At 61.4% G+C, this 23,098-nt stretch carries 21 protein-coding genes; 6 read left to right on the top strand and 15 right to left on the bottom strand.

Annotation, left to right across the window (positions count from 1 at the left end; genetic code table 11):
• Positions 1–48 precede the first annotated feature (48 nt).
• The gene (locus Q8R10_RS10275; RefSeq protein ID WP_305653449.1) at positions 49–876 is read right to left on the bottom strand and encodes a BON domain-containing protein; all 828 of its coding nucleotides are present in this window, start codon (positions 874–876) and stop codon (positions 49–51) included.
• An 85-nt stretch (positions 877–961) separates the two neighbouring features.
• On the bottom strand, positions 962–1,171 hold the full coding sequence (locus tag Q8R10_RS10270; protein ID WP_305653447.1) for a CsbD family protein: 210 nt from the start codon (positions 1,169–1,171) through the stop codon (positions 962–964).
• A 272-nt stretch (positions 1,172–1,443) separates the two neighbouring features.
• Between Q8R10_RS10270 and Q8R10_RS10265 the strand changes: the two genes are divergently transcribed.
• Positions 1,444–1,740, top strand: a complete 297-nt coding sequence (locus tag Q8R10_RS10265) for a hypothetical protein (RefSeq protein ID WP_305653445.1) — start codon at positions 1,444–1,446, stop codon at positions 1,738–1,740.
• A 42-nt stretch (positions 1,741–1,782) separates the two neighbouring features.
• On the opposite strand, the gene Q8R10_RS10260 is transcribed toward Q8R10_RS10265, so the two are convergent.
• From Q8R10_RS10260 to glyA, 9 genes are all read right to left on the bottom strand, one after another.
• Positions 1,783–2,322, bottom strand: a complete 540-nt coding sequence (locus Q8R10_RS10260; protein ID WP_305653443.1) for a bacterioferritin — start codon at positions 2,320–2,322, stop codon at positions 1,783–1,785.
• Positions 2,323–2,365: 43 nt separating this feature from the next.
• On the bottom strand, positions 2,366–2,524 hold the full coding sequence (locus Q8R10_RS10255; protein ID WP_305653441.1) for a DUF3309 family protein: 159 nt from the start codon (positions 2,522–2,524) through the stop codon (positions 2,366–2,368).
• Between the two features lie 361 nt (positions 2,525–2,885).
• On the bottom strand, positions 2,886–4,085 hold the full coding sequence (gene fdhA, locus Q8R10_RS10250) for a formaldehyde dehydrogenase, glutathione-independent (RefSeq protein ID WP_305653439.1): 1,200 nt from the start codon (positions 4,083–4,085) through the stop codon (positions 2,886–2,888).
• Between the two features lie 285 nt (positions 4,086–4,370).
• Entirely contained in the window at positions 4,371–5,228 is an 858-nt protein-coding gene (gene purU / locus Q8R10_RS10245; protein ID WP_305653437.1) for a formyltetrahydrofolate deformylase, read from the bottom strand.
• A 501-nt stretch (positions 5,229–5,729) separates the two neighbouring features.
• Positions 5,730–6,359, bottom strand: a complete 630-nt coding sequence (locus Q8R10_RS10240; RefSeq protein ID WP_305653435.1) for a sarcosine oxidase subunit gamma — start codon at positions 6,357–6,359, stop codon at positions 5,730–5,732.
• A 69-nt stretch (positions 6,360–6,428) separates the two neighbouring features.
• Complete coding sequence (locus Q8R10_RS10235; RefSeq protein WP_305653434.1) at positions 6,429–9,455, bottom strand: sarcosine oxidase subunit alpha; 3,027 nt, start codon at positions 9,453–9,455, stop codon at positions 6,429–6,431.
• Positions 9,452–9,796, bottom strand: coding sequence for a sarcosine oxidase subunit delta (locus Q8R10_RS10230; protein ID WP_305653432.1), 345 nt, complete (start codon positions 9,794–9,796; stop codon positions 9,452–9,454). Before Q8R10_RS10230 ends, Q8R10_RS10235 begins: the two co-directional genes overlap by 4 nt.
• Before the next feature lie 17 nt (positions 9,797–9,813).
• Positions 9,814–11,064 carry a sarcosine oxidase subunit beta family protein gene (locus Q8R10_RS10225; protein ID WP_305653431.1) on the bottom strand — a complete coding sequence of 417 codons (1,251 nt, stop codon included), beginning with the start codon at positions 11,062–11,064 and terminating at the stop codon, positions 9,814–9,816.
• A gap of 150 nt (positions 11,065–11,214) precedes the next feature.
• Positions 11,215–12,468: a serine hydroxymethyltransferase gene (gene glyA / locus Q8R10_RS10220; RefSeq protein WP_305653430.1), complete on the bottom strand. Its 1,254-nt coding sequence runs from the start codon at positions 12,466–12,468 to the stop codon at positions 11,215–11,217.
• A 497-nt stretch (positions 12,469–12,965) separates the two neighbouring features.
• Here glyA and Q8R10_RS10215 point away from each other — a divergent pair, with 497 nt between their 5' ends.
• The 3 genes from Q8R10_RS10215 to Q8R10_RS10205 all read left to right on the top strand — a co-directional run bounded on the left by Q8R10_RS10215 (position 12,966) and on the right by Q8R10_RS10205 (position 15,207).
• Positions 12,966–14,006 (top strand): low specificity L-threonine aldolase, encoded by a 1,041-nt coding sequence (locus tag Q8R10_RS10215; protein ID WP_305653428.1) that lies wholly within the window; start codon positions 12,966–12,968, stop codon positions 14,004–14,006.
• A gap of 144 nt (positions 14,007–14,150) precedes the next feature.
• Positions 14,151–14,444, top strand: coding sequence for a hypothetical protein (locus tag Q8R10_RS10210; RefSeq protein ID WP_305653426.1), 294 nt, complete (start codon positions 14,151–14,153; stop codon positions 14,442–14,444).
• Between the two features lie 130 nt (positions 14,445–14,574).
• Complete coding sequence (locus tag Q8R10_RS10205) at positions 14,575–15,207, top strand: glutathione S-transferase family protein (protein WP_305653424.1); 633 nt, start codon at positions 14,575–14,577, stop codon at positions 15,205–15,207.
• 73 nt (positions 15,208–15,280) lie between these two features.
• On the opposite strand, the gene gbcB is transcribed toward Q8R10_RS10205, so the two are convergent.
• A complete protein-coding gene (gene gbcB / locus Q8R10_RS10200; protein WP_305653422.1) occupies positions 15,281–16,381 on the bottom strand; it encodes a glycine-betaine demethylase subunit GbcB in 1,101 nt (366 codons plus the stop codon).
• Positions 16,382–16,739: 358 nt separating this feature from the next.
• On the opposite strand from gbcB, the gene gbcA reads away from it, so the two are divergent.
• Positions 16,740–18,029: a glycine-betaine demethylase subunit GbcA gene (gene gbcA, locus Q8R10_RS10195; RefSeq protein WP_305653420.1), complete on the top strand. Its 1,290-nt coding sequence runs from the start codon at positions 16,740–16,742 to the stop codon at positions 18,027–18,029.
• A gap of 357 nt (positions 18,030–18,386) precedes the next feature.
• Entirely contained in the window at positions 18,387–18,851 is a 465-nt protein-coding gene (locus Q8R10_RS10190) for a transposase (protein WP_305653418.1), read from the top strand.
• 138 nt (positions 18,852–18,989) lie between these two features.
• On the opposite strand, the gene Q8R10_RS10185 is transcribed toward Q8R10_RS10190, so the two are convergent.
• From Q8R10_RS10185 to dgcB, 3 genes are read right to left on the bottom strand one after another with little or no spacing between them, the layout of a single operon-like run.
• Entirely contained in the window at positions 18,990–19,754 is a 765-nt protein-coding gene (locus tag Q8R10_RS10185) for an electron transfer flavoprotein subunit beta (RefSeq protein WP_305653631.1), read from the bottom strand.
• 4 nt (positions 19,755–19,758) lie between these two features.
• Complete coding sequence (locus Q8R10_RS10180) at positions 19,759–20,982, bottom strand: electron transfer flavoprotein subunit alpha/FixB family protein (RefSeq protein ID WP_305653416.1); 1,224 nt, start codon at positions 20,980–20,982, stop codon at positions 19,759–19,761.
• Positions 20,979–22,943, bottom strand: a complete 1,965-nt coding sequence (gene dgcB, locus Q8R10_RS10175; protein ID WP_305653629.1) for a dimethylglycine demethylation protein DgcB — start codon at positions 22,941–22,943, stop codon at positions 20,979–20,981. The genes Q8R10_RS10180 and dgcB overlap by 4 nt, the downstream gene beginning before the upstream one ends.
• Positions 22,944–23,098: the final 155 nt, after the last annotated feature.

Genomic DNA, 23,098 nt, shown 5'->3' with positions numbered 1-23,098 from the left:
CAGTGAGAGAAGGTCATGCCGCGCGCGCAGCGCTCAGGGTGCGCGGGGCTAGAACGTCAGGGCTTTGGCATTCACGCTTTTCACGCCACGGACGTTGTCGGCCAACTCGACGACCAGGGCGCGTTCGGCACCATTGCTGAGTTTGCCACCGAGGGTAACCACGCCTGCCTTGGTCGTGACCTCGATATCGGCACCACTGACATTGCTGGAATACAGGTAGGTAGATTTAACCTTGGTGGTAATCCAGCTATCGGCAATCTCACTGCCACCTTTGGCGGTGGTGCTTTTGGCTTGCTCGGTAATGCCCGACTTGGCGGCAGTGGCTAGCAATTTGTTATTTACCGCAGTTACCCCGCGGGTATTGAGCGCCATGCGCCCCGCCAGCGCCTTGGCCTGCTCGCTCTGGGCAGTACCGCTGAGGGTGACCTTGCCGGCGTTGGTTTGCACCTCAGTGGTCTGGCCGTCGGTGAACTTGCTCCAGAGCAGTTTCGACTTGATCGCCGTGGTGATGCCGGCATCCCCTACCGTGTCGGCATAACCACCCTCGGCACTGGGCTTGGGGCGGTAATCAGACTGCACGACGATCTGGTTATCGACGGCCTTGATGCCGCTGACGCCCAAGGCAATCTGCTTGGCCAGGTCTTTGTTGACCTCTTCATCGACCTTGCCGGTCAGGGTCGCCTTGCCGGCCCGCACCGAGACGGTCAGGTCGCTGGCACTCAGGTAGGGACTCAAGGTATAGGTGGTCCAGATCTGTGCTTCCTGGCGCGCGGCGGTAATATCCTCGGCCGTGCTAGCCACAGCTGAGGTGCTGAGTGCGGCGATCGACAGGGCAATGCCCGTGGCGATAAATAGTTTGCGTGGTTGCGTATACATGGCGGCTCTCCATCCGGGGAAAACAACTGTTACCCACTAAACAGCGGCCTGATGACCCGTGCCACCCGCCGCTGCTCTTAGTGCATCACTTGAGTTTGGAGAAAAAACTTTTGATCTGTTTGTCCGCTTCATCGCGGCTAACGGCGTAGCGCTCCTGAACCAGCCCGGCGAGTTTTTCTGAGCGGCCTTCCGACTGCAGCAACTCGTCTTCAGTCAACTTGCCCCAAGCCAGTTTGGCCTCACCAACCTGCTGCTTCCATTTGCCTTTAAGTTCGTCTGCACTGGGTAAGCTCATGCGTTGTGCTCCTTATCGGTAGAGTGTTTGCCCGATTGGGCAGCTGTCACGGCGGCGGCATCCTGCTTGGCACGTCGCTGTGTTGTGGACAATGAGCCGGTAGTCGCACGCTGTCGGTACGCTGGCGCACTTAACAATCGGTTCAGGTCAATCGGTTCTGGGCGTGACGTGCGCTTTGTTCGCTGACGAACAGACACCCCAACGCTTGGCGCAGAGGCTGGCTATGGATTGGCGCGTGATGCGCTTGCCCATCCACTCAAGCGGAGTTCGCCGTGCGCCGTTCCGACGTGAAACCCATTGCCACCAGCAAACCCCAAGCCGCCGTTATTACCGCGGGCATGTCCCGCGAGCTGCGCGCCTTCATCGTCGATCTGGAAGACCTGATCAAGCACCGCGACGAGGGCCTGGCGCGCGGCAATCGCCGGCTTAGCGCGGCCAAAGAATCACTGGCCAAGGGCGCTGCCCAGACCAATGAGTACGTCCACGCACACCCTTGGAAAAGCATGACTGGCGTCGCACTGCTGGCCTTCGTGCTGGCGTTGTTGGTGGCGCCGCCCCGAGACGGCTGAATAACGCTCGGGACGCGCGGGCTAAAGCACTCTCACGTTCAATCAGGCAGGCAGATCTACCAGCAAGTCAGCCAACTCATCGGCATGCTGCTCTTCCACGGCCAGAATCCCCTTGAGCATCTGGCTGGTGGTCGGGTCCTGATCGCCCAGGTACACGATCAACTCGCGGTAACTGTCGATGGCGATACGTTCGGCCACCAGATCTTCCTTGATCATGTCCGCCAGAGAGCTGCCAGCTACATATTCGGCATGACTGCGTTCGGTCAGGCTGTCTGGCGCAAAGTCCGGCTCACCGCCCAGCTGCACAATGCGCGCGGCAAGCTCATCGGCATGCCCCTGCTCTTCGTTGGAGTGCGCCAGAAACTCGTCGGCAACTCCCTTGGAGTGAATCCCGCGGGCCATAAAGTGATGGCGTCGATAGCGCAGTACGCAGACGATCTCGGTGGCCAGGGCCTGATTGAGTTGTTGCAGCACCTCGAAGCGGTCTGCTGAGTAACCAGGAGTCACCGCACCCTGCTCGATATGTTTGCGCGCTTGTTTGCGCAGCGTTTCTACATCGGTAAATTCAGCTTTGCTATTCATGTTGTCTCCCTGTGGTTGGGCTGTGCAGGCGAGAATTGCCTGATCAAATACGCCCCAACAAGAGCAATACAATCAGGATGATCACGATCAGGCCCAGCCCGCCGCTCGGGGCGTAACCCCAACTTCTACTGTGCGGCCAGCTCGGCAGTGCGCCGACCAGCATCAGGATCAATATGACCAGCAGTATCGTGCCTAGGCTCATGGTGCTGTCCTCGAGTGGTTATGCCGTGCGCAATACACACTGCACAGCGCAGACTGCAGCGTTGCAGATCAGCCCGCGGGGATCTGTTCGCTAGCGTACCGAGGGGGCGTGAAAATCTTTGATGGCCGACTTTATTCAGCTTTTAGCGCAGGTTTGGCTGATTTGCGGCGGCTGGCTTGCGCGTTAAATCGTGCCGGCGCCATGCAAAAACAGACATCACCGGGGTGACGCATACCCCGTGCAAAGCTACAGAGGCCGCGACGCTGCGCAGGGTACTTGCCAGCCTAAACAACCAAGCCCCGATATCGGGGCTTGGTTGTTTAGGCTGTTGCAGTTGAATCAGGCGTTCAACCGCCGACCATCAGGCCGCGCTGAACATCTTGTGCGGGTCGATGACAAACTTCTTCGGCGCGCCGGCATCGAACTCGCCGTAGCCACGCGGTGCGTCGTCGAGGCTGATGACTTCCACGCCGACGATGTCGGCAATCTTGATCCGGTCCCACATGATCGCCTGCATCAGCTGGCGGTTGTATTTCATGGTCGGCGTTTGCCCGGTGTGGAAGCTGTGGGACTTGGCCCAGCCCAGGCCGAAACGAATGTTCAAGGCGCCCTGCTTGGCCGCCTTGTCCACTGCGCCCGGATCTTCGGTGACATAGAGACCCGGAATGCCGATCTTGCCGGCTACCCGCACCACGCCCATCAAGGAGTTGAGCACGGTCGCCGGGGCTTCATGTTGCGCGCCTTCATGGCCATGACCACGGGCTTCGAAGCCCACCGCATCGACCGCGCAATCCACTTCCGGCTCGCCCAGCAGCGCGGCAATCTGCTCGTGCAGCGGGATGTCCAAGGACAAATCGGCAATCTCAAAACCCTGGGCCTTGGCATGCACCAGGCGCAGCGGATTGACGTCACCGATGATCACCACCGCAGCTCCCAGCAAACGCGCCGACGCGGCGGCGGCCAGCCCAACCGGACCGGCTCCGGCGATATACACCGTGCTGCCCGGCCCCACCCCGGCGGTTACCGCGCCGTGATAGCCGGTGGGCAGAATGTCCGACAGGCAGGTCAGGTCGCGAATCTTCTCCATCGCCGCGTCGCGGTTTGGCAGCTTCAACAGGTTGAAATCGGCATAGGGCACCAGCACGTATTCGGCCTGGCCGCCGATCCAGTCGCCCATATCCACATAACCGTAGGCACCGCCGGCACGCGCCGGGTTAACTGTCAGGCAGACGCCGGTGTTCTGCTCTTTGCACGAACGGCAGCGACCGCAGGCGACGTTGAACGGCACCGACACCAGGTCGCCGACTTTCAAGTTTTCCACGTCACGCCCGGCTTCCAGCACCTCACCGGTGATTTCATGGCCCAGCACCAGGCCGGCCTGGGCGGTGGTGCGACCACGGACCATGTGCTGGTCGGAGCCGCAGATATTGGTGGAGACCACCCGCAGAATCACCCCGTGCTCGATACGTTTGCCGCGCGGGTCCTGCATTTTCGGGAAGGGAATATTTTGTACTTCGACCTTGCCACCGCCGAGATACACCACACCACGATTACCAGTCATAACGAACTCTCCTTTCTTGTTGTGAAGACAAAGGCGCAGCCAACGGCCACGCGGATTTGCACTGGAGCTGTGTTCTTTTTGGTGACCGGCGCAGCGCGCGCCGGAGGTTATTGCGCAACCTGTAGGAGCGGATTTATCCGCGATGCAACCTAAGCGGCCGTGCAACGTTCAAGGTTTAACGTCACCCGCAAGACCCATCGCGGGCAGCAGCCGTTCCATACGGCTCACCGCATTTCCCACATCCATGTGGGTCGCTAAATCCGCTCCTACAATTAACCGCGACTCTTAAAGCACCACGGTGCGGTTGGCGTTAAGAAACACCCGCCGTTCGAGGTGGTAGCCGATGGCTTTGGCCAGGGTCAGGCACTCGATATCGCGGCCCTTGGCGATCAGGTCTTCGGGGTAGTCGGTGTGGTCCACGGTCTCCACCGCCTGGGCGATGATCGGCCCTTCGTCCAGGTCGTTATTGATGTAGTGGGCGGTGGCGCCGACCAGCTTGACGCCCTTCTGATAGGCCTGGTGGTAAGGCTTGGCGCCCTTGAAGCCAGGCAGCAGCGAGTGGTGGATATTGATCGCGCGGCCATCCAGCTTGCGGCACAGCTCCGGCGACAGCACTTGCATATAGCGGGCGAGGATCACCAGTTCGGCGCCGCTGTCTTCGATCACCTGCAGCACCTTGCGCTCTTGCCCGGCCTTGTCATTCGGGTCGAGGGCGAAGTGGTGATAGGGAATATCGTGCCAGCGGGCCAGCGGTTCGAGATCGGGGTGATTGGACACCACCGCCACTATGTCCATCGGCAACTGGCCGATGCGCTGGCGATAGAGCAAGTCATTCAGGCAGTGATCGGCCTTGGAGACCATGATCACCACCTTGCTGCGGTAGTTCGGCGGAGTCAGTTCAAACTCCATGGCAAAGCCTGCGACCCGCTCGGCCAGGCCATCACGGAACTGGCGCTCGGCAAAATCCGCTGGCTGGCGAAATTCGACCCGAATAAAGAACAGTCCCGACAAGCGATCATCAAACGAATGGTGTTCGGTGACGTAGCAACCCTGCTCGAACAGGTAACGGGTGACCGCATCCACGGTGCCGAGCACGCTGGGGCACGCGGCGGTGAGAATCCAGGTATCGGGGGTACGACTCATCGCGTTGACTCCTGAAGTGGCTTCTCGCGCAGGCTTGGCCAAACGCAGAAAACCGAATCTATGCACAACCTTGTAGGAGGGGCTTTAGCGACCCACATGGAGGTGGGAAATGCGGCAAGCCGTATGGAACGGCTGCCGCCCGCGATGCGCTCTCCGCATCCGAGCCTTGCGGCGCGGCTCACAGCCCTATCGCGGATAAATCCGCTCCTACAAATAACCTAAAACTCGAAACCGCATACAACCCTTGTAGGAGCGGATTTATCCGCGATGCGATTGAAGAAGCAGCGCAAAACTCAAGGCCTGATCTCGCCCTCGAGACTTTTCGCGGATAAATCCGCTCCTACAAAAAAACCTAAAACTCGAAACCGCATGCAAACCTGTAGGAGCGGATTTATCCGCGATGCGAGCTAAGAAGCAGCGCAAGACTCAAGGATTAATCTCGCTCTCGAGACTTTTCGCGGATAAATCCGCTCCTACACAAGCATCGCCATCCGGCCGCTGTTAAGCCTCCACCGCCAGCCCGTACTCGCGGCTGGCGTCTTGCAGCCACAGCCAGAAGTAGTCGCTAAAGCTGCGGCGCACCAACAGCTCCCAGGTCTCTTCGCCGGTGTGGCGGATCACCAGTTGCGACTTGGCAAACACGGTGCCGACCGCTTTGCCGACCGGGAAGTTATTCGGGTGCACGTCGTAGCTGGTGGACTTCATCAGCAGCTCGCGAACCTTGGCACCGCTCAGTTCAAGAATGGTCTGGCCACCGCTGACGTTGACCACCTGGATATGCTGGCCTTCGAGGGCAGTCCGCAGCCGTTGTTCGGCGGCAAACTCTTCACCGCTCGGCACTATCAGCAGCCACTCATCCGGCCCTAGCCATTGCAGTGAGCTGTCGCCCTGACTGACCAGTTGCAGCGCGCTAGGCAGTGGCATCCCGGTGGCTTTTTCTACACCGGCGGCAAAGGCCGCATCGTGACCATCGCCGCGCAGGGTCAGATGGCCGAGCAGTTTCTTCTCGCGCAAGCGGATGCCGGCGCTCTTCTTGCCTTTGCCGGCCAGTTCATCGAGCCCGGCGTGATGCAGCGGCGACTCGGCGGGGGCGGTGGTGGGACGTTGTAGGTACTGATTGATCGCGCTCATGGTTGTGCCTGTTCTAAGTCGGTCAAGGTTCTGCGCCGTCCGCCAGCCCAAGGCCGGCGACGGCGTGACTCAAATATTCTGCTGCTCGCCTTTGGGGTCGAAGAACACCGAGGAGACGATTTCCGCCTCCATCATTCGGCCGTCCACCAGCGGCGCGAACACCTTCTCACCGATGCGCTTGAGGCCGCCTTTGACCAGCGCCAAGGCGAAGCTGTAACCGAGACTGGCGCTGTAGTAGCTGGAGGTGACGTGGCCGACCATGGCCATGGGGATCTGCTGCTGGCGGTCGAACACCAGTTGCGCGCCTTCCGGCAGCACGAACTTGGGGTCGACCGGCTTGAGCCCGACCAACTGTTTGCGCTGGTCGCGCACGCAGTCTTCCCGGTTCATCCCGCGCCAGCCGATCCAGGAGAACGGCTTGGTGCGACCGACACACCAGCCCATGTTCAGGTCGTCCGGGGTCATGGAGCCGTCAGTGTCTTGGCCGACGATGATGAAGCCCTTCTCGGCCCGCAGTACGTGCATGGTCTCGGTGCCGTAGGGGGTCAGGTTGTACTGTTTGCCGGCCTCGACGATTTTCTCCAGCACGCCCATGGCGTAGTCGGCCTGCACGTTGACCTCGTAGCTCAGCTCGCCGGTAAAGGAGATGCGGAACACCCGCGCCGGCACGCCGCCGACCAGGCCTTCCTTCCAGGTCATGAAGGGGAAGCCTTCCTTATCCAGATCGATATCCGTCACCTGCGCCAGCAGCTTGCGGCTGTTGGGGCCGGACAGGGTCATGGTCGCCCAATGGTCGGTGACCGAGGTGAAGTACACCTTGAGGTCTGGCCATTCGGTCTGGTGATAAATCTCCAGCCATTGCATGACCCGCGCCGCGCCGCCGGTGGTGGTGGTCATCAGGAAGTGGTTGTCGGCCAAACAGGCGGTCACGCCGTCGTCGAAGACCATGCCGTCTTCTTTGCACATCAGGCCGTAGCGGGCCTTGCCCACATCCAGTTTGGTCCAGGCATTGCTGTAGATGCGGTTGAGGAACTCGCGGGCGTCCGGGCCCTGAATGTCGATTTTGCCCAGGGTCGAAGCATCCAGCAGGCCGACGCTGTCGCGCACTGCTTGGCACTCGCGGCCTACTGCGGCATGCAGGTCTTCACCCTTTTGCGGAAAGTACCAAGGGCGCTTCCATTGGCCGACGTCTTCAAACTCGGCGGCATTTTTCAGGTGCCAGGCGTGCAGCGCGGTGTAACGCACCGGCTCAAACAACGCGCCGCAGTTGCGCCCACCCACCGCGCCGAAGGTCACCGGCGTGTAGTTGGGGCGGAACATGGTGGTGCCCATCTCGGCGATGCTGATGCCTAAGGAGCGGGCGGCAATCGCCAGGCCGTTGATATTGCCCAGCTTGCCTTGATCGGTACCAAAACCCAGGGCGGTGTAGCGTTTGACGTGCTCGACCGACTCGAAGCCCTCGCGGGTGGCCAGCTCGATACCGGCGGCGGTAACGTCGTTTTGCAGGTCGACAAACTGCTTGGGCGCACGCGCCGTCGGCTTGTCGTGGGGCACCTGAAACAGCGCCAGGCTCGCTTCTTGGACCAGCACTTCGGTTTGTGGCAGTGGCAATGTCGAGGCGCTGAAGCCGGCCTCGGCGGCAGCCTTGATCCCGGCTGCCAAGCCATCGGCCAGCACCGCGTCGAGGCTCAGCACGCCGTTCATGGCGCCGGTGCAGACCCGCTGCTGGAAACCTTCGCCGGGCACGAAGCCGAGCATATCGGCGTTCCAGGTCGGCTTGCCGCCCAGATGCGAGGCCAGGTGGACCACCGGGCTGTAACCACCGGAAGTCGCCACCAGATCGCACTCCAGCCATTCGCCGGGGCTGGTCACTTTATGCGCCAGCGGATCGATGGCCGCCACCCGCGCCGCGCTGACGCGCTTGCTGCCACGGGTTTCGATCACTGCACTGGAGGTCAAAATACGGATGCCTTTGGCCCGCGCCAACTCGACCCAGGTGCCGCGTGGATTGCTGCGGGCATCGGCGATGGCCACCACCTGCAGGCCGGCTTCGAGCCAGTCCAATGCGACCCGATAGGCGTAATCGTTGGTGGTCGACAGCACCAGCTGTTTGCCCGGTGCCACGCCATAACGGCGCACGTAGGTCGACACCGCGCCGGCGAGCATATTGCCCGGCGCATCGTTGTTGCCGTACACCAGCGGCCGCTCGTGGGCGCCGGCGGCCAGCACCACATACTTGGCGCGCACGCGGTGCATGCGCTGGCGCACTTCACCGAGATGCCGCGACGGGGCCAGTTCCGCCAGGTGATCGGTGCGCCGTTCGTGAATGGTCAGGAAGTTATGGTCGTGGTAACCGTTCACCGTGGCCCGTGGCAACAGAGTGACGTTAGCCATGGCGGCTAATTCGGCGACGACTTTCTCGACCCATACAGAGGCCGGTTTGCCATCCAGGGTTTCGCGGCTGTCGAGCAAGGTGCCGCCAAACTCTTCCTGCTCATCGGCGAGAATCACCCGGGCGCCGCTGCGGGCGGCAGCAAGCGCTGCGATCAAACCGGCCGCACCGCCGCCGACCACCAGCACGTCGCAGTGCTGGTTGAGGTAGTCGTAGCTGTCGGGGTCCAGCTCTTTCGGCGCACGACCCAAACCTGCGGCCTTGCGGATGTATTTCTCGTAAGTCATCCACATCGACTGTGGATACATAAAGGTCTTGTAGTAGAACCCCGGCGCCATCATCTGGCCGCCGACCTTGCCGAGAATGCCCATCAGGTCGTTATTGACGCTGGGCCAACCGTTCACGCTGGTGGCCACCAGGCCGCTGTACAGCGCCTGCTGGGTGGCGCGCACGTTGGGGATCTGCGCGGCTTCAGTGGAGCCGATCTGCAGCACCGCGTTCGGCTCTTCGCTGCCGGCCGCGACTATGCCGCGGGGCCGTGAGTACTTGAAGCTGCGGCCGATGATGTCGACGCCATTGGCCAGCAAGGCCGCCGCCAGCGAGTCGCCGGCAAAGCCCTGATACTGCTCGCCGTTGAAGATAAAACTCAGCGGTTTGCTGCGGTTGATCCGCCCACCGCTGGACAGACGATTGATCTGGCTCATGCCTTAACTCCTGCAACTGGACTTGCACTGGCAGCATTGCTAACGGCAGCGCTCTTGGCTGGGGCGGTGACGCTGGGCCGCTCGCCGATCTTGTAGGTCTCGTGAATCTGGTAACTGACCGTATGGCGGGTGGCATTGAAGTACTGGCGGCAACCGGCGGCGTGAATCCACAGCTCGTGGTGCAAACCCCGTGGGTTATCGCGAAAAAACAGATAGTCGCCCCACTCCTGATCGGTGCAGGCATTCGGGTCGAGCGGGCGCGGGATATGCGCCTGGCCGGCGGCGTGAAATTCCTCTTCGGAGCGCGACTCGCCACAATGGGGACAGAAGATATTAAGCATGCTGAATTTTCCTTCTGTTAGTGGGCGACGCCGGCGGCGCCGTGCTCGTCGATCAAGGCACCGGTATAGAAACGGTCCATGGAGAATGGCTTGGCCAGGTCGTGCATTTCGCCAGTGGCGAGGCTGGCGGCAAACACATGCCCCGAACCCGGCGTGGCTTTGAAGCCACCGGTGCCCCAGCCGCAGTTGAAGAACAGATTCGGCACCGGGGTTTTGCTGATGATCGGGCAGGCGTCCGGCGAGGTGTCGACGATGCCGCCCCACTGACGGTTCATCCGCACCCGCGACAGCACCGGGAACAACTCGACGATGGCTTGCAGGGTGTGTTCGATAGTCGGGTAGGAACCGCGCTGGCCGTAACCGTTGTAGCCGTCGATACCGGCACCGATAACCAGGTCGCCTTTGTCCGACTGGCTGATATAGCCATGCACGGCGTTGGACATAATCACGCTGTCGATGATCGGCTTGATCGGCTCGGAGACCAGTGCCTGCAACGGATGGGATTCCAGTGGCAGACGGAAACCGGCGAGCATCGCCATATGTCCGGAGTTACCGGCGGTGACCACGCCGACGCGCTTGCCACCGATAAAACCGCGATTGGTTTCGACGCCAATCACCACGCCGTTTTCCTTACGGAAACCGGTCACTTCGGTTTGTTGAATCAGGTCCACACCCAGGGCATCGGCAGCGCGGGCATAGCCCCAGGCGACCGCATCGTGGCGGGCCACCCCACCACGGCGTTGCAAAGACGCACCCATCACCGGGTAACGGGTGTTCTTCGAGCAATCCATGTAGGGGATCATCGACTCGACTTCTTTGGCATTTAGCACTTCGCCGTCGATGCCGTTCAGGCGGTTGGCGCTGACCCGCCGCTCGATGTCGCGCATGTCTTGCAGCGAGTGGCCGAGGTTGAACACCCCGCGCGGCGAGTACATGACGTTGTAGTTGATGTCTTGCGACAGCCCTTCCCAGAGCTTCATCGCGTGCTCGTAGATCTGCGCCGACTCATCCCACAGGTAGTTGGAACGGACGATGGTGGTGTTGCGCGCGGTATTCCCGCCGCCCAGCCAGCCCTTCTCGACCACCGCCACATTGGTGATGCCGTGCACCTTGGCCAGGTAGTAAGCGGTGGCCAGACCATGGCCGCCACCGCCGACAATCACCACGTCATACACCGGCTTGGGCGTGGGATTACGCCACATGCGCTGCCAGTTTTCGTTGTGGCTAAGCGCGTGTTTGAACAGGCCGAAGCCGGAATAATGTTGCATCAGTGGGACTCCTGATACGTAAAAATTGTCTTTGCGCAGAACGTAGGGTGGGTTAGCCGCGAAGCGGCGTAACCCACCGCAGCGGCGGATGGCACCCTGCGCCTGGACGCTGGTGGCGCCTTCGGCCCACCCCACGAACCGTATCGAAACTCAGCGGTAAACCGGATATTCCGCGCACAGCGCCGCCGCTTGGCGGGCGACTATGGCCTCGACATCGGCATCGCCGAGGTGGTCGAGGATGTCGCAGATCCAGCCGGCCAGCTCGATGCTCTGCGCCACTTTAAAGCCGCGCGTGGTAATCGCCGGGGTGCCTATGCGCAGGCCGGAGGTCACGAACGGCGACTGCGGGTCATTTGGTACGGCGTTCTTGTTGACGGTGATGCCGGCACGCCCCAGGGCGGCGTCGGCGTCTTTGCCGGTCAGGCCCTGGCGGATCAGGCTGACCAGAAACAGGTGGTTGTCGGTACCGCCGGACACCACGTCGTAGCCGCGTTCGATAAACACCTTGGCCATCGCCTGGGCGTTATCAATCACCTGCTGCTGATAGACCTTAAAGGCCGGCTCCAAAGCTTCCTTGAAGCACACCGCCTTGGCGGCGATCACGTGCATCAGCGGGCCGCCCTGACCGCCGGGGAACACCGCCGATTGCAGCTTCTTCTCCAGATCTGGGTTGGCCTTGGCCAGAATCAAGCCGCCACGGGGACCGCGCAGGGTCTTGTGGGTGGTGGTGGTGACTACGTCGGCGTAAGGCAGCGGGTTGGGGTACAAGCCAGCCGCGACTAGGCCGGCGACGTGGGCCATGTCGACAAACAGATAGGCACCGACCTTGTCGGCAATGGCGCGAAAACGTGGGAAATCCAAGGTCTTGGAGTAGGCCGAGAAGCCGGCAATGATCATCTTTGGCTGGCATTCAACCGCCAGGCGCTCGACTTCGTCGTAGTCGATCAAACCGGTTTTGCTGTCGATGCCGTACTGCACGGCGTTATACAGCTTGCCGGAAAAACTCACTTTGGCGCCGTGGGTCAAATGGCCGCCGTGGGCCAGGCTCATGCCCAGCACAGTATCGCCGGCTTGCAACAGCGCCAGATAGACCGCCGCGTTGGCTTGGCTGCCTGAGTGCGGCTGGACGTTGGCGTAATCGGCGCCGAACAGTTGCTTGGCGCGGTCGATGGCCAGTTGCTCGACCACATCCACATGCTCGCAACCGCCGTAGTAACGCTTGCCCGGATAACCTTCGGCGTACTTGTTGGTCAGCCCGCTGCCCTGGGCCTGCATGACCCGCTTGCTGCAATAGTTTTCCGAAGCGATCAGCTCGATATGGTGCTCTTGCCGGGTTTCCTCGGCATTCATCGCCGCCAGTAACGCGTCGTCGTAACCCTGGATTTGGTCTTGCTTGCTGAACATCGCGAATCTCCCAGCGGCGCCGTGGCGCCAAGCGTGTAGGTCAGGGGGTTGCCCTTTGCAAACGATGGTAAGACTGGCGCCGCGGGGTCAGATGCCTATGCGCGCCACGGGGCAGTGCGTTTGCGACATGGGCCAAGTCCCACCCACAGAAAATCAGCGCGGCGCACGCTTTACCCCCAAACCCCGTGGATGCTTCTGTGGATAAGCTGTACAGCATCGGCCACAGCCCAGCAGCCCCGGAGCTTGCCGGGTGGCGATCACTTTTCGAGCAATTTCAATAAGATAGCCAACCACTTAAACACAGAAGCTGTGCAGCGAGCTGTGGATAAGCTGTGCGGCCCAGGCCACAGCCCAGCGCCTGCGGGGCCGTCAGCCGCTTGAGTGTTTTTTGTACAGCACAGCGCGCGCAACGCAACCATCCTGTCGTAGAGTAGGTGTCCGCGCCTGGTTGGCAGCAGTCAATACACCAGGCCCCCAAAAATAAGCAGGAGCGCGGCATGACCGATCAGAGCCAACAATTCGCCAGTGACAACTATTCCGGCATCTGTCCAGAAGCCTGGGCCGCCATGGCCGAGGCCAATCACGGCCACGAGCGCGCCTATGGCGACGATCAATGGACCGCCCGCGCGGCCGATCACTTCCGCCAGCTGTTCGAGACCGACTGCGAAGTATTCTTCGTCTTCAACGGCACCGCCGCCAACTCGCTAGCACTGTCGGCGTTATGCCAGAGCTACCACAGCGTGATTTGCTCGGAGACGGCCCACGTCGAGACCGACGAATGTGGCGCCCCGGAGTTTTTCTCCAACGGCTCCAAGCTGCTCACCGCGCGCACCGAAAACGGCAAGCTAACGCCCGCCGCCATCGGTGAAATCGCCCGCAAGCGCCAGGACATTCACTACCCCAAACCGCGGGTCGTGACCCTCACCCAGGCCAGCGAAATCGGCACCGTGTATCGCCCCGAAGAGCTGCGCGCGATTAGCAGCACCTGCCGCGAATTGGGCCTGCACCTGCACATGGACGGCGCACGTTTCGCCAATGCCTGCGCCTTTCTCGGTTGCAGCCCGGCCGAACTGACTTGGAAGGTCGGTGTCGACGTGCTCTGTTTCGGCGGCACCAAAAACGGCATGGCGGTCGGCGAGGCAATTTTGTTCTTCAACAAAAAACTGGCCGAAGACTTCGACTACCGCTGCAAGCAGTCCGGCCAGCTGGCCTCGAAAATGCGCTTTCTCGCCGCCCCCTGGGTCGGCCTGCTACAAAACGACGTCTGGCGCATGCACGCCAATCACGCCAACAGCTGTGCGCGTCTATTGGCCGAGTTGGTCGCGGACATCCCGCAGCTCAGCCTGATGTTTCCGGTGGAAGCCAACGGCGTGTTCCTGCAAATGCCGGAACCGGCCATCGAAGCCCTGCGCGCCCGTGGCTGGCGCTTTTACACCTTTATCGGCGACGGTGGTGCGCGTTTTATGTGCTCCTGGGACACCGAGGTGGCACGGGTGCACGAGCTGGCGGCGGATATTCGTCTGGTGCTGCAAGGCTGAACTTGCCACGGCTGCGGCGGTCTTTATCCAGTCTGCGACTCTGCCGGCAACACCCGCTAAGTTGGCCTGCACTGCGACACCAGCACAGGGTCGATAACCGCACTATCTGATCACCACAGGCCTGCCTCAGGCCACGGAGCAAGCATGCAAAAAGTCGCCAGTTTTCTGCTAATCGGCGCCAGCGCCCTGGCCCTCTCAGGTTGCTTTGGCCAAGCGCCGGAACTCGACCAGAGCTACCTGTGCACCTACAACACCGATGCCCAAGCCGAACGCTGCAAGGACGGGCAACTGGCCTGGTTCAAGCCAGAACAATGGAACAACGAGCAAGAACCGCTCAGCGTGGCCGCGGCCTATTGCGACTTTACCCAGCAGATTATGTACAACAAAGCCGGGGTCATCTGCGTGTTCACCAACAAGCGCATGAAGCTCGTCGAGTAGCGCCGAATAGTCACCGGCTACGACCGCGCCGGTGAGTAAGCCTGAGTGACTCTGCTATGGTTTTGGCCTGAGGTTTTTGGCCTTAAGGCCAAAACGCTGGACTCAAAACACCACACAAGGAGTGACCCACATGCCTGGCAATCCACTACTAACGCTGCACCATTGCCCCAATACCCGCTCCAGCGGGGCGCTGACCTTGCTCACCGAGCTTGGCGCGCCCTACCAGTTACATGTGATGAATATGCAGGCCGGCGAACAGCGTCAGGCCGCGTACCTGGCCATCAATCCACTGGGCAAGGTGCCGGCGCTCACCCACGGCGATGCGCTGATCACCGAACAGGGGGCGATTTTTATCTATCTGGCCGATCTGTTTCCCCAGGCGGGTCTGGCGCCGGCCATCGGCGATCCGCTGCGTGGACCTTACCTGCGCTGGCTGGTGTATTACGGCTCAAGCTTCGAGCCGGCGGTGATTGATCGCGCGCAAAAGCGCGAGCCCGCGCCGGCGACCATGTCGCCCTACGGCGACTTTGACAGCATGCTCGAAGTCCTGGTCGCGCAACTGCGCAAAGGTCCCTATCTGCTGGGTGAGACATTCAGCGCCGCCGATGTGCTGTGGGGCAACGCGCTGAGCTGGACAACGCAATTCGGTTTAGTGCCGCCGCTGCCGGAGATCAACGCCTATATCGAGCGCATCACCAGCCGTCCGGCCTTCGTCCGTAGCGCCGCAAAAGATGCCGAACTGGCGGCCGCGCAACAGCAGTAAAGGTATCGCCAGCCCTTGGTTGGGCTGGCGTCACTAGCACCGAAAAACTGATCTCGACGCAGGCCCAGGCGCCTCAGTAATCGATACTGACGTCGCCCTTGGGCACGCTGCAGCAGGACAGAATGTAGCCCTCGGCGACGTCTTCGTCGGTGATCCCGCCGTTGTGTTCCATGCTCACCTCACCGGCGGTTTTCATCACCTTGCAGGTGCCGCAGATACCCATGCCGCAGGCCTTGGGAATATGCAGACCGAGCTTGGCGGCGGCCGCATGGACTGTCTCGCCAGGCGCCACTCGAATGCTCTTACCGGTACTGGTGAACTCCACCTGGTGCAGGTCGGCGACGTCCAGCACGGGTGCATCGGCGGCCTGCTCGGCGTGTTCAATGGCATCGGCGCGGTCTTCGGCGGGCGTCGCACCAAAGGACTCTTCGTGGTAACGCTGCATGTCGAAGCCATTGGCTTCGAGCAGGCGTTTGACCGCCTGCATATAGGGCGTCGGCCCGCAGCAGAAAATTTCCCGCTCGAGGAAATCCGGGGCGATCAGCTCAAGCATCTTCTGATTGAGATAGCCACGATAGCCGGCCCAGGCCTCGCCCAAGCCATGCTTCTCGCAGATGATGTGCAGGCTGAAATTGCTGATCCGCGAAGCCATGTGCTCCAGCTCGCGATGGTAGATCACATCTTTGGGCGAGCGCGCGCTGTGCACAAACACCATGTCCACCGCACCGTTGGTGTCGAAGAACCAGCGCGCCATCGACATCACCGGGGTGATGCCCACACCACCGCTGAGGTAGAGGACCTTTTCATTGCTGAAGTCGATGGCGTTGAACAACCCGGCCGGGCCATGCACCGCCAGCTCGTCGCCCTCCTTGAGATTGTCGTGCAGCCAGTTGGAGACCTTACCGCCCGGCACCCGCTTGATGGTCAGCGAGAAACTGTAGGGCACCGAAGGTGAACTGGAAATGGTGTAGGAACGCATGATCGGCACGCCGTCGATCTCCAGCTCCAGGGTGACAAACTGCCCAGGCTTGAAGAAAAACATGATCGGCTGATCGGCATTGAAGCAGAAAGTGCGCACATCCCAGGTTTCCTGGATCACCTTGACGCAGCGCACCAAATGTCGGCCATTGGCCCAGGTTTGGGTGTTTACCGGATTGAGGAAATTAGTCGACATAATGCTTTCTCCGTACAGCTATGTACCGGCCCTATTAGAATGGATTTTGCGCATGCTTTGCCGAGTGCATTTATCTGCCAGCGACATTGGCATGCTTATCGCGACCCGCCCAGCCTGGCGGTGTTACAGCGTCGGCTATGGATGCGGCCATGTCGCCCATGGATAAGGCCGCGAACACGCCCGACCGCACACTCGAAATCAGCCGAGCCGTACACTTTTATGCTGTCCTTCGGGGCCAGCAGCATCGGCGCCAGAGCCTTCGCCGTTAGTTGAAAGGCCGCCAAACAAGCCTTGCGCTGCACACCGTATTCGCCACTTTTTTGCTGCCAGCAAAGCTGCCAGCCATGAGGACTTACCGATGGACAAGCCTGTAACCCTGAGCCTGGGTGATCCGCTGGAACCGGCCCGCAAGGCCACCGCCACCATGCTGCACGAGCGCAATCCAAGTTTCTCCCTGCCGCAGCCGTTCTACAACGACGAGCGGCTGTTTCAGATCGACCTGCAGGAGATCTTCCACAAGGAATGGTTGATCGCCGGCATGACCTGCGAGATCCCGACCAAGGGCAACTACCTGACCCTGCAGATCGGCGACAACCCGATCATCGTCATCCGTGGCGCCGAAGGAGTGGTGCACGCCTTCCACAACGTCTGCCGCCATCGCGGTTCGCGTCTGTGTACCAGCGACAAGGGCAAGGTGGCCAAGCTTGTGTGTCCATATCACCAGTGGACCTACGAAATTGACGGTCGGCTATTGTTTGCCGGCAGCGAAATGGGCGCCGACTTCAATCTGGCCGACTACAGCCTAAAACCGGTCAACGTCAAAGTCGCCGGCGGCTATATCTTCATCTCCCTGGCGGAAAAACCGCCGGCCATCGATGAGTTCCTCGCCACCCTGGCGCACTACATGGAACCCTACGACATGGAGAACACCAAGGTGGCGGTACAAACCACCTTCGTGGAAAAAGCCAACTGGAAACTGGTGCTGGAAAACAACCGCGAGTGCTACCACTGCAACGGTGCCCACCCGGAGTTGCTCAACACCTTGCTGGAATGGGACGACGTCACCGACCCACGCGCCAGCCAATCATTCAAAGACCACGTGGCCGCTTCCGCCGCCGCCTGGGACGCCGAGAATATCCCTTACGCCCACGCCGGCTTTGGCCTGCGCAACCGCATCGTGCGCATGCCGCTACTCAAGGGCACCGTATCGATGACCATGGACGGCAAACAAGGTTGCAACAAACTGATGGGCCGAATTAAAAACCCGGACCTCGGCTCAATGCGCATCCTGCACCTGCCGCACTCGTGGAACCATTGCATGGGCGATCATGTGATCGTCTTCACCGTGTGGCCAATCAGCGCGCAAGAAACCAGGGTCACCACCAAGTGGATCGTGCACAAGGATGCCGTCGAAGGCGTTGACTACGACATCGCCCGCCTGCGCCAAGTCTGGGACGCCACCAACGCCCAAGACCTGCGTCTGGGCGAGGAAAACCAACGCGGCATCAACTCCACCGCCTACCAACCGGGGCCATACTCGAAGACCTACGAGTTTGGCGTAATCAACTTTATCGACTGGTACAGCCAAACCCTGCTGGATAACCTCGGCGAAACGCCGGCGGCTGAGCGGTTGAGTAAGAGTCAGTAAGCGACGGCGATTAGCTGCTGATCCCCGGTCATCTGACGTGGCCGGGGATCAGAGTCTTAAATTCAGGCTATCTACCCGCTAGCCGTTGCAAAGCGTAGACCCCATAGCCTCTGGTTTTTCCCCATGTACATGGGGAAAAACAACGATAGCGGCCCTGCAGGATTGTCAGCGTACCCTCGCCTGCTTCGCGGATGAATCCGCTCCTACACAAGCCCGGCACCTGCAACAATTTCATCTGCGGAGCAACTCTGTAGGAGCGGATTTATCCGCGATCTCCCAGCGACAACGCCAATAACTCGCTCCTGCGCAAAACCACAGCTATACCCTCAGCATCTTGAGACCCGTGGAAGCAATGGAATGCCCACCAATTCGCCCTCTAATAGCCATAACCTGCGCAAAGGTCGTTACTGCGAACCTGAACGGATCTACCTGCTAACAACAGTGACGCGCCACCGACAACCATTGTTTAACGACTTCCATCTAGGCCGCCTGCTCGTTAATGAACTGCGTTCTGCCCATGAGCAACAGCTGGTTGCCTCTCTGGCCTGGGTGGTGATGCCGGATCATTTGCACTGGTTGATACAACTTGGCAATACCAGCCTAGAGCAGCTGATGAAGCGCGTTAAAGCACGCAGCGCTTTGGCGATAAACCGTGCGCAAGGCACTAGCGGGGCACTGTGGCAAGCAGGTTTCCACGACCGAGCAGCACGTCAGGAAGAAGATATTCAACAGATCGCACGCTATGTATTAGCCAACCCATTGCGGGCTGGCTTGATTGAGCGACTGGCCGATTACCCGTTATGGGATGCAATTTGGCTTTAAGCTCTGCGTTGATTTCGAGGCCCTATCGCGGATAAATCCGCTCCTACAAAAGGCCGAGCGCAGCCTGTAGGTGGATTTATCCGCAAGGGCTGAACAGCGCCGTGTAGGAGCGGATTTATCCGCGATGCTTACTAGGCATCAGCGCACCACCCCCTCCTCCAACAACAGTTTAAAGATCGCCTCGGCGCTCTCCTCTGGGCTTAGCCCGCTCAACACTTGCCCGCCACCACCAACAGCCTTGGCGGTAGCGGCTTTCATGCGTTCGGCCCCGGTTTTGGCCTTGATGATCTTCAACCGTTTCGGCCGCGATTTGGCCGGTTGCAGTTGGCTGACGGCCAGCAGTTGATCATCTATTTGCTCGACCTCGGTGACGTTCAGCAGGCCGCGACGGGCCGGGCCGAAGGCGCTTTGCCGGGCGGCTGGCGCGGCGTTGTCGACGCAGGCGAGAAACGGCAGCGGCACTTGCAGACGGCGTCGTTGGCCACGCGGCAAGGCTTGCAGCACCTGGGCATAACCGCCCGCGACGCTTTCCACCGCCGCCAGGCCGACCACCAGTGGCCAACCCAGTTGCTCGGCCAGCAGGTACGGCAGCATGCCGGAGCCTTCGCCGGTTTCCGCCTGGCTGCCGGTCAGCACCAGCTGGGCGTCGGTGCCGCGCAAATAGTCCAGCAGCGCCGGCAAGGCATCGGCGCCAGGCGCTTGCTGCAGCACCTTTAATTCACTCAGGCCCATGCCTAAGTAGGCGCGCAAGGCTTCGGCCTGGGCATCGCCGGCGTGCAGCAGCTGCAAGCGCTCGCCGGCCAGTTGCAGGCCCAGCTCCACCGCGCGGGCATCCTGTTCGGCGCGCCGGGGGCGACCGGAAGTCGGATGGGCGCCGACCGATACCAGGGCTATGACATTCATTGCTTCAGGCCGCATCGCGTTGTTCTCCCGCCCGGTGTTGCGCGATCCGTTCGATCAGCGCTTGTAAAATCGCCGCGCCGTCGCCGATCACCGCCAGGTCGGCACGTTTGATCATGTCGCAGCTCGGGTCGAGGTTGATCGCCAGTACCTTGTCGCAGGCGCCAATACCTTGCAGGTGCTGGATGGCCCCGGAGATGCCGACCGCCAGATAGACCCGCGCCGTGACCCAGATGCCGCTGGCGCCGACTTGCCGATCACGCGGCATAAAGCCGTCGTCCACCGCCACCCGCGAGGCGCCTTCGGTGGCGCCGATGGCCAGGGCGGCGCGGTGGAACAAGTCCCAGTCCTGCACGCCGTTACCGCCGGACAGAATAAATTCGGCCTCGGCCATGGGAATCGCCGCCGGATCGACCGCCACTGCGCCGTGGTCTTGAATCCGCGCTGGGGCATTCAACAGGCTGACCGCCAGCTGCAGCGGCAGCACTGCATGGCGCGTGTCGCTGACCGGTTCGGCGCACTCCACGGCTGCCAGAATCACCCGCGCCAACGGCCGCAGCAGGTCTTCGCGGCCGGCACCGGCACGGCCGATGCATTGGCTGTCTGTTACCTGCCAGACGCGGGTCGCCGGACGCTCGCCCAGCTTGGCGGCCAGGCGCCGACCCAGCTCGCCACCGCCACTGCGACTGTCCGGCAGCAGCCAGTGACGCGGCTGCACTTGCTGCTCCAGCGCTACCAAGGCGGCGAGCTGTTGCTGCGGGGCGTAGCCCTGGTACTGCGCGTCAGTCAGCTGCAGCAGCCGATCGACGCCAGCCAGATCAAAGGCGGTTTCTTTGTGCTCAGCAAACACCACGGCCAGTACCGCACCGCTGCTGCCAGCCAATTGCCGGGCCAGGCCGAACAGATCGCGGTCGTGGCTGCTCAAGCGACCGCCGGGCAGGTCCGGCACCACGCAGATATAGAACGCCGGATCAGCAACCACATGCAGCGGCAACTGCTCGACAACCGCCTGGCTGGCCCGCTTGCCGGCGCCGAGTTGTTGGGCGCCGCTGCGGTCGATACGTTTGATGCCGTTGGGGCCAATAAAGCCGATGGCATGGGGATTCTTGCGCAGCAGGCCGTTGGGGCCCAGCCAGCTATTCAGCACCGGTTGCAGACTGGCGTGCAGTGGATGCAGGCGGTTGCGGGCAATCCATTCGGCGCGCGGGTCACGGCGGATCAGGTCGCTCATGCTGACACCTCCAGATCTTTGCGCGGGCTTGCGGCGGCGGGCGTATCCAGCAGCGCCTCAACCACCAGCTCGGCAATATCCTTGACCTCCGGCCGCGGACCGACCACGCCTTCGAGCATCGCCGTGCACTGCGGGCAACCGACCGCTACCAGCTCGGCGCCGGTCTCTTTGATATCAAGCATGCGCATATCCGGAATCCGCTGTTTGCCGGGAATGTCGGTTATCGGCGCCCCGCCACCACCGCCGCAGCAACGAGAGCGGAAGCCGGAACGCGCCATCTCTTTCACCTCGATGCCGATGGCCTTGAGCACCGCGCGCGGCGCCTCGTATTCGCCGTTGTAGCGACCCAGATAACAGGGATCGTGATAGGTCACCGAGCCGCCTTTGTGCGTACCCAGATTGAGTCGTCTGGCGCTGATCAGCTCGTCGAGGTAGGTGCTGTGATGCTGCACCTGATAGTGGCCGCCCAGCTCGCCGTATTCGTTTTTCAGCACATGAAAGCTGTGCGGGTCGCAGCTGACGATCTTGTTGAAACGGTACTTGGCCAACGTGGCGATATTGCGAACGGCCAGCAGCTGGAAGGTCGCCTCATCGCCCAAGCGGCGGGCCAGGTCACCGCTGTCGCGCTCCTCCAGCCCGAGCACGGCGAAGTCGACCTTGGCCGCCCGCAGCAGTTTGACGAAGGCGCGCAAGGTGCGCTGATTGCGCATATCGAAGGCGCCATCGCCGACCCAGAACAGCACATCGACAATCTTCTGCTCACTCATTAGCGGCAAGTTCAGATCCGCCGCCCAGTTCAGCCGACCGCCGGGATTGAAGCCGCCGGGGTTGTCGGTGGCGATCAGGTTTTCCAGCACCTGCGCGCCTTTGTTTGGCGTGGCGCCTTTTTCCAGAGTCAGATGGCGACGCATGTCGACGATGGCATCGACGTGCTCGATCATCATCGGGCACTCCTCGACGCAGGCGCGGCAGGTGGTGCACGACCAGAGGGTGTCGGCATCCACCAGGGCCTTGCCGTTGAGATTGACGATGGGCAGGTGCGGGCCACCGGCGTGTTCGCCGATTGGCTTACCTCTGCCGTCAAGGGATGGGTAGGGGCTGCCGGCGAAATTCGCATCGGTACCGCCAGCCAAGCCGACCACCATGTCTTGAATCAGCTTCTTCGGGTTCAGCGGTTGGCCGGCGGCGAAGGCCGGACAAGCGGCTTCGCACTTGCCGCACTGCACGCAGGCATCGAAACCGAGCAACTGGTTCCAGGTGAAATCCGTGGGTTTTTCCACCCCTAGTGGCACGCTTGGATCATTCAGATTCAGGGCCTTTAGCCCGGTGGAGCGGCCGCCATTGAAGCGCTCGCTACGGCGGTGCCAGGCCAGGTGCAAAGCCCCGGCGAAGGCGTGCTTCATCGGCCCGCCCCAGGTCATGCCGAAGAACAGCTCAGACACGCCCCAGGCCACGCCAACGCTAAGCAGCAGCGCGAAAAACCAGCCACCAAAGCCTTCCGGCAGAATCCCGGCCACCGGCAAGGTGGCGATAAAGAAGCTCAGCGAAAACAGCAGCAGGCTTTTCGGCAGGCGCATCCATGGGCCTTTCGACAACCGAGACGGTGGGTCGAGACGGCGTTTAGCGACAAACAGCGCCCCGCCAAACATCAGCCCACAGGCCGCCAGCAAGGCGAAACCAAGGATGCGATTGTGCAGACCAAAACCGTGCACCAGCAGCGCCAGCACGGCGGCCAGGACGAAGCCGCCAGCGGTGGCGACGTGGGTGTTAGCGATGTATTTATCGCGAGCCACCACATGGTGCAAATCGACCATATAACGACGCGGCATGGCCAGCAGACCGCCGACCCAATCGACCTGAGCCGGTCGGCCGCGACGCCACATCAAGAAGCGCTTGCCGGCACCGAGCACGGCCAGGCCGAGTGCGGTGAACAGCAGGATGGGAAGGATGGTGCTCAACATCATCAGGTCTCCTTGGAGGGACCGTATAACCACGTAGGGTGGGTTAGCCGTAGGCGTAACCCACCATCGATATAGGGGACACCAATGTCCGCCTGGAAGTCCGCTTGGTGGGTTACGCCGCTGCGCGGCTAACCCACCCTACGCCCCGTCCACAG

The sequence above is a fragment of the Pseudomonas sp. genome, assembly GCF_030698175.1.
Taxonomy (GTDB): domain Bacteria; phylum Pseudomonadota; class Gammaproteobacteria; order Pseudomonadales; family Pseudomonadaceae; genus Aquipseudomonas.
This window is presented reverse-complemented; position numbering and strand designations above follow the sequence as displayed.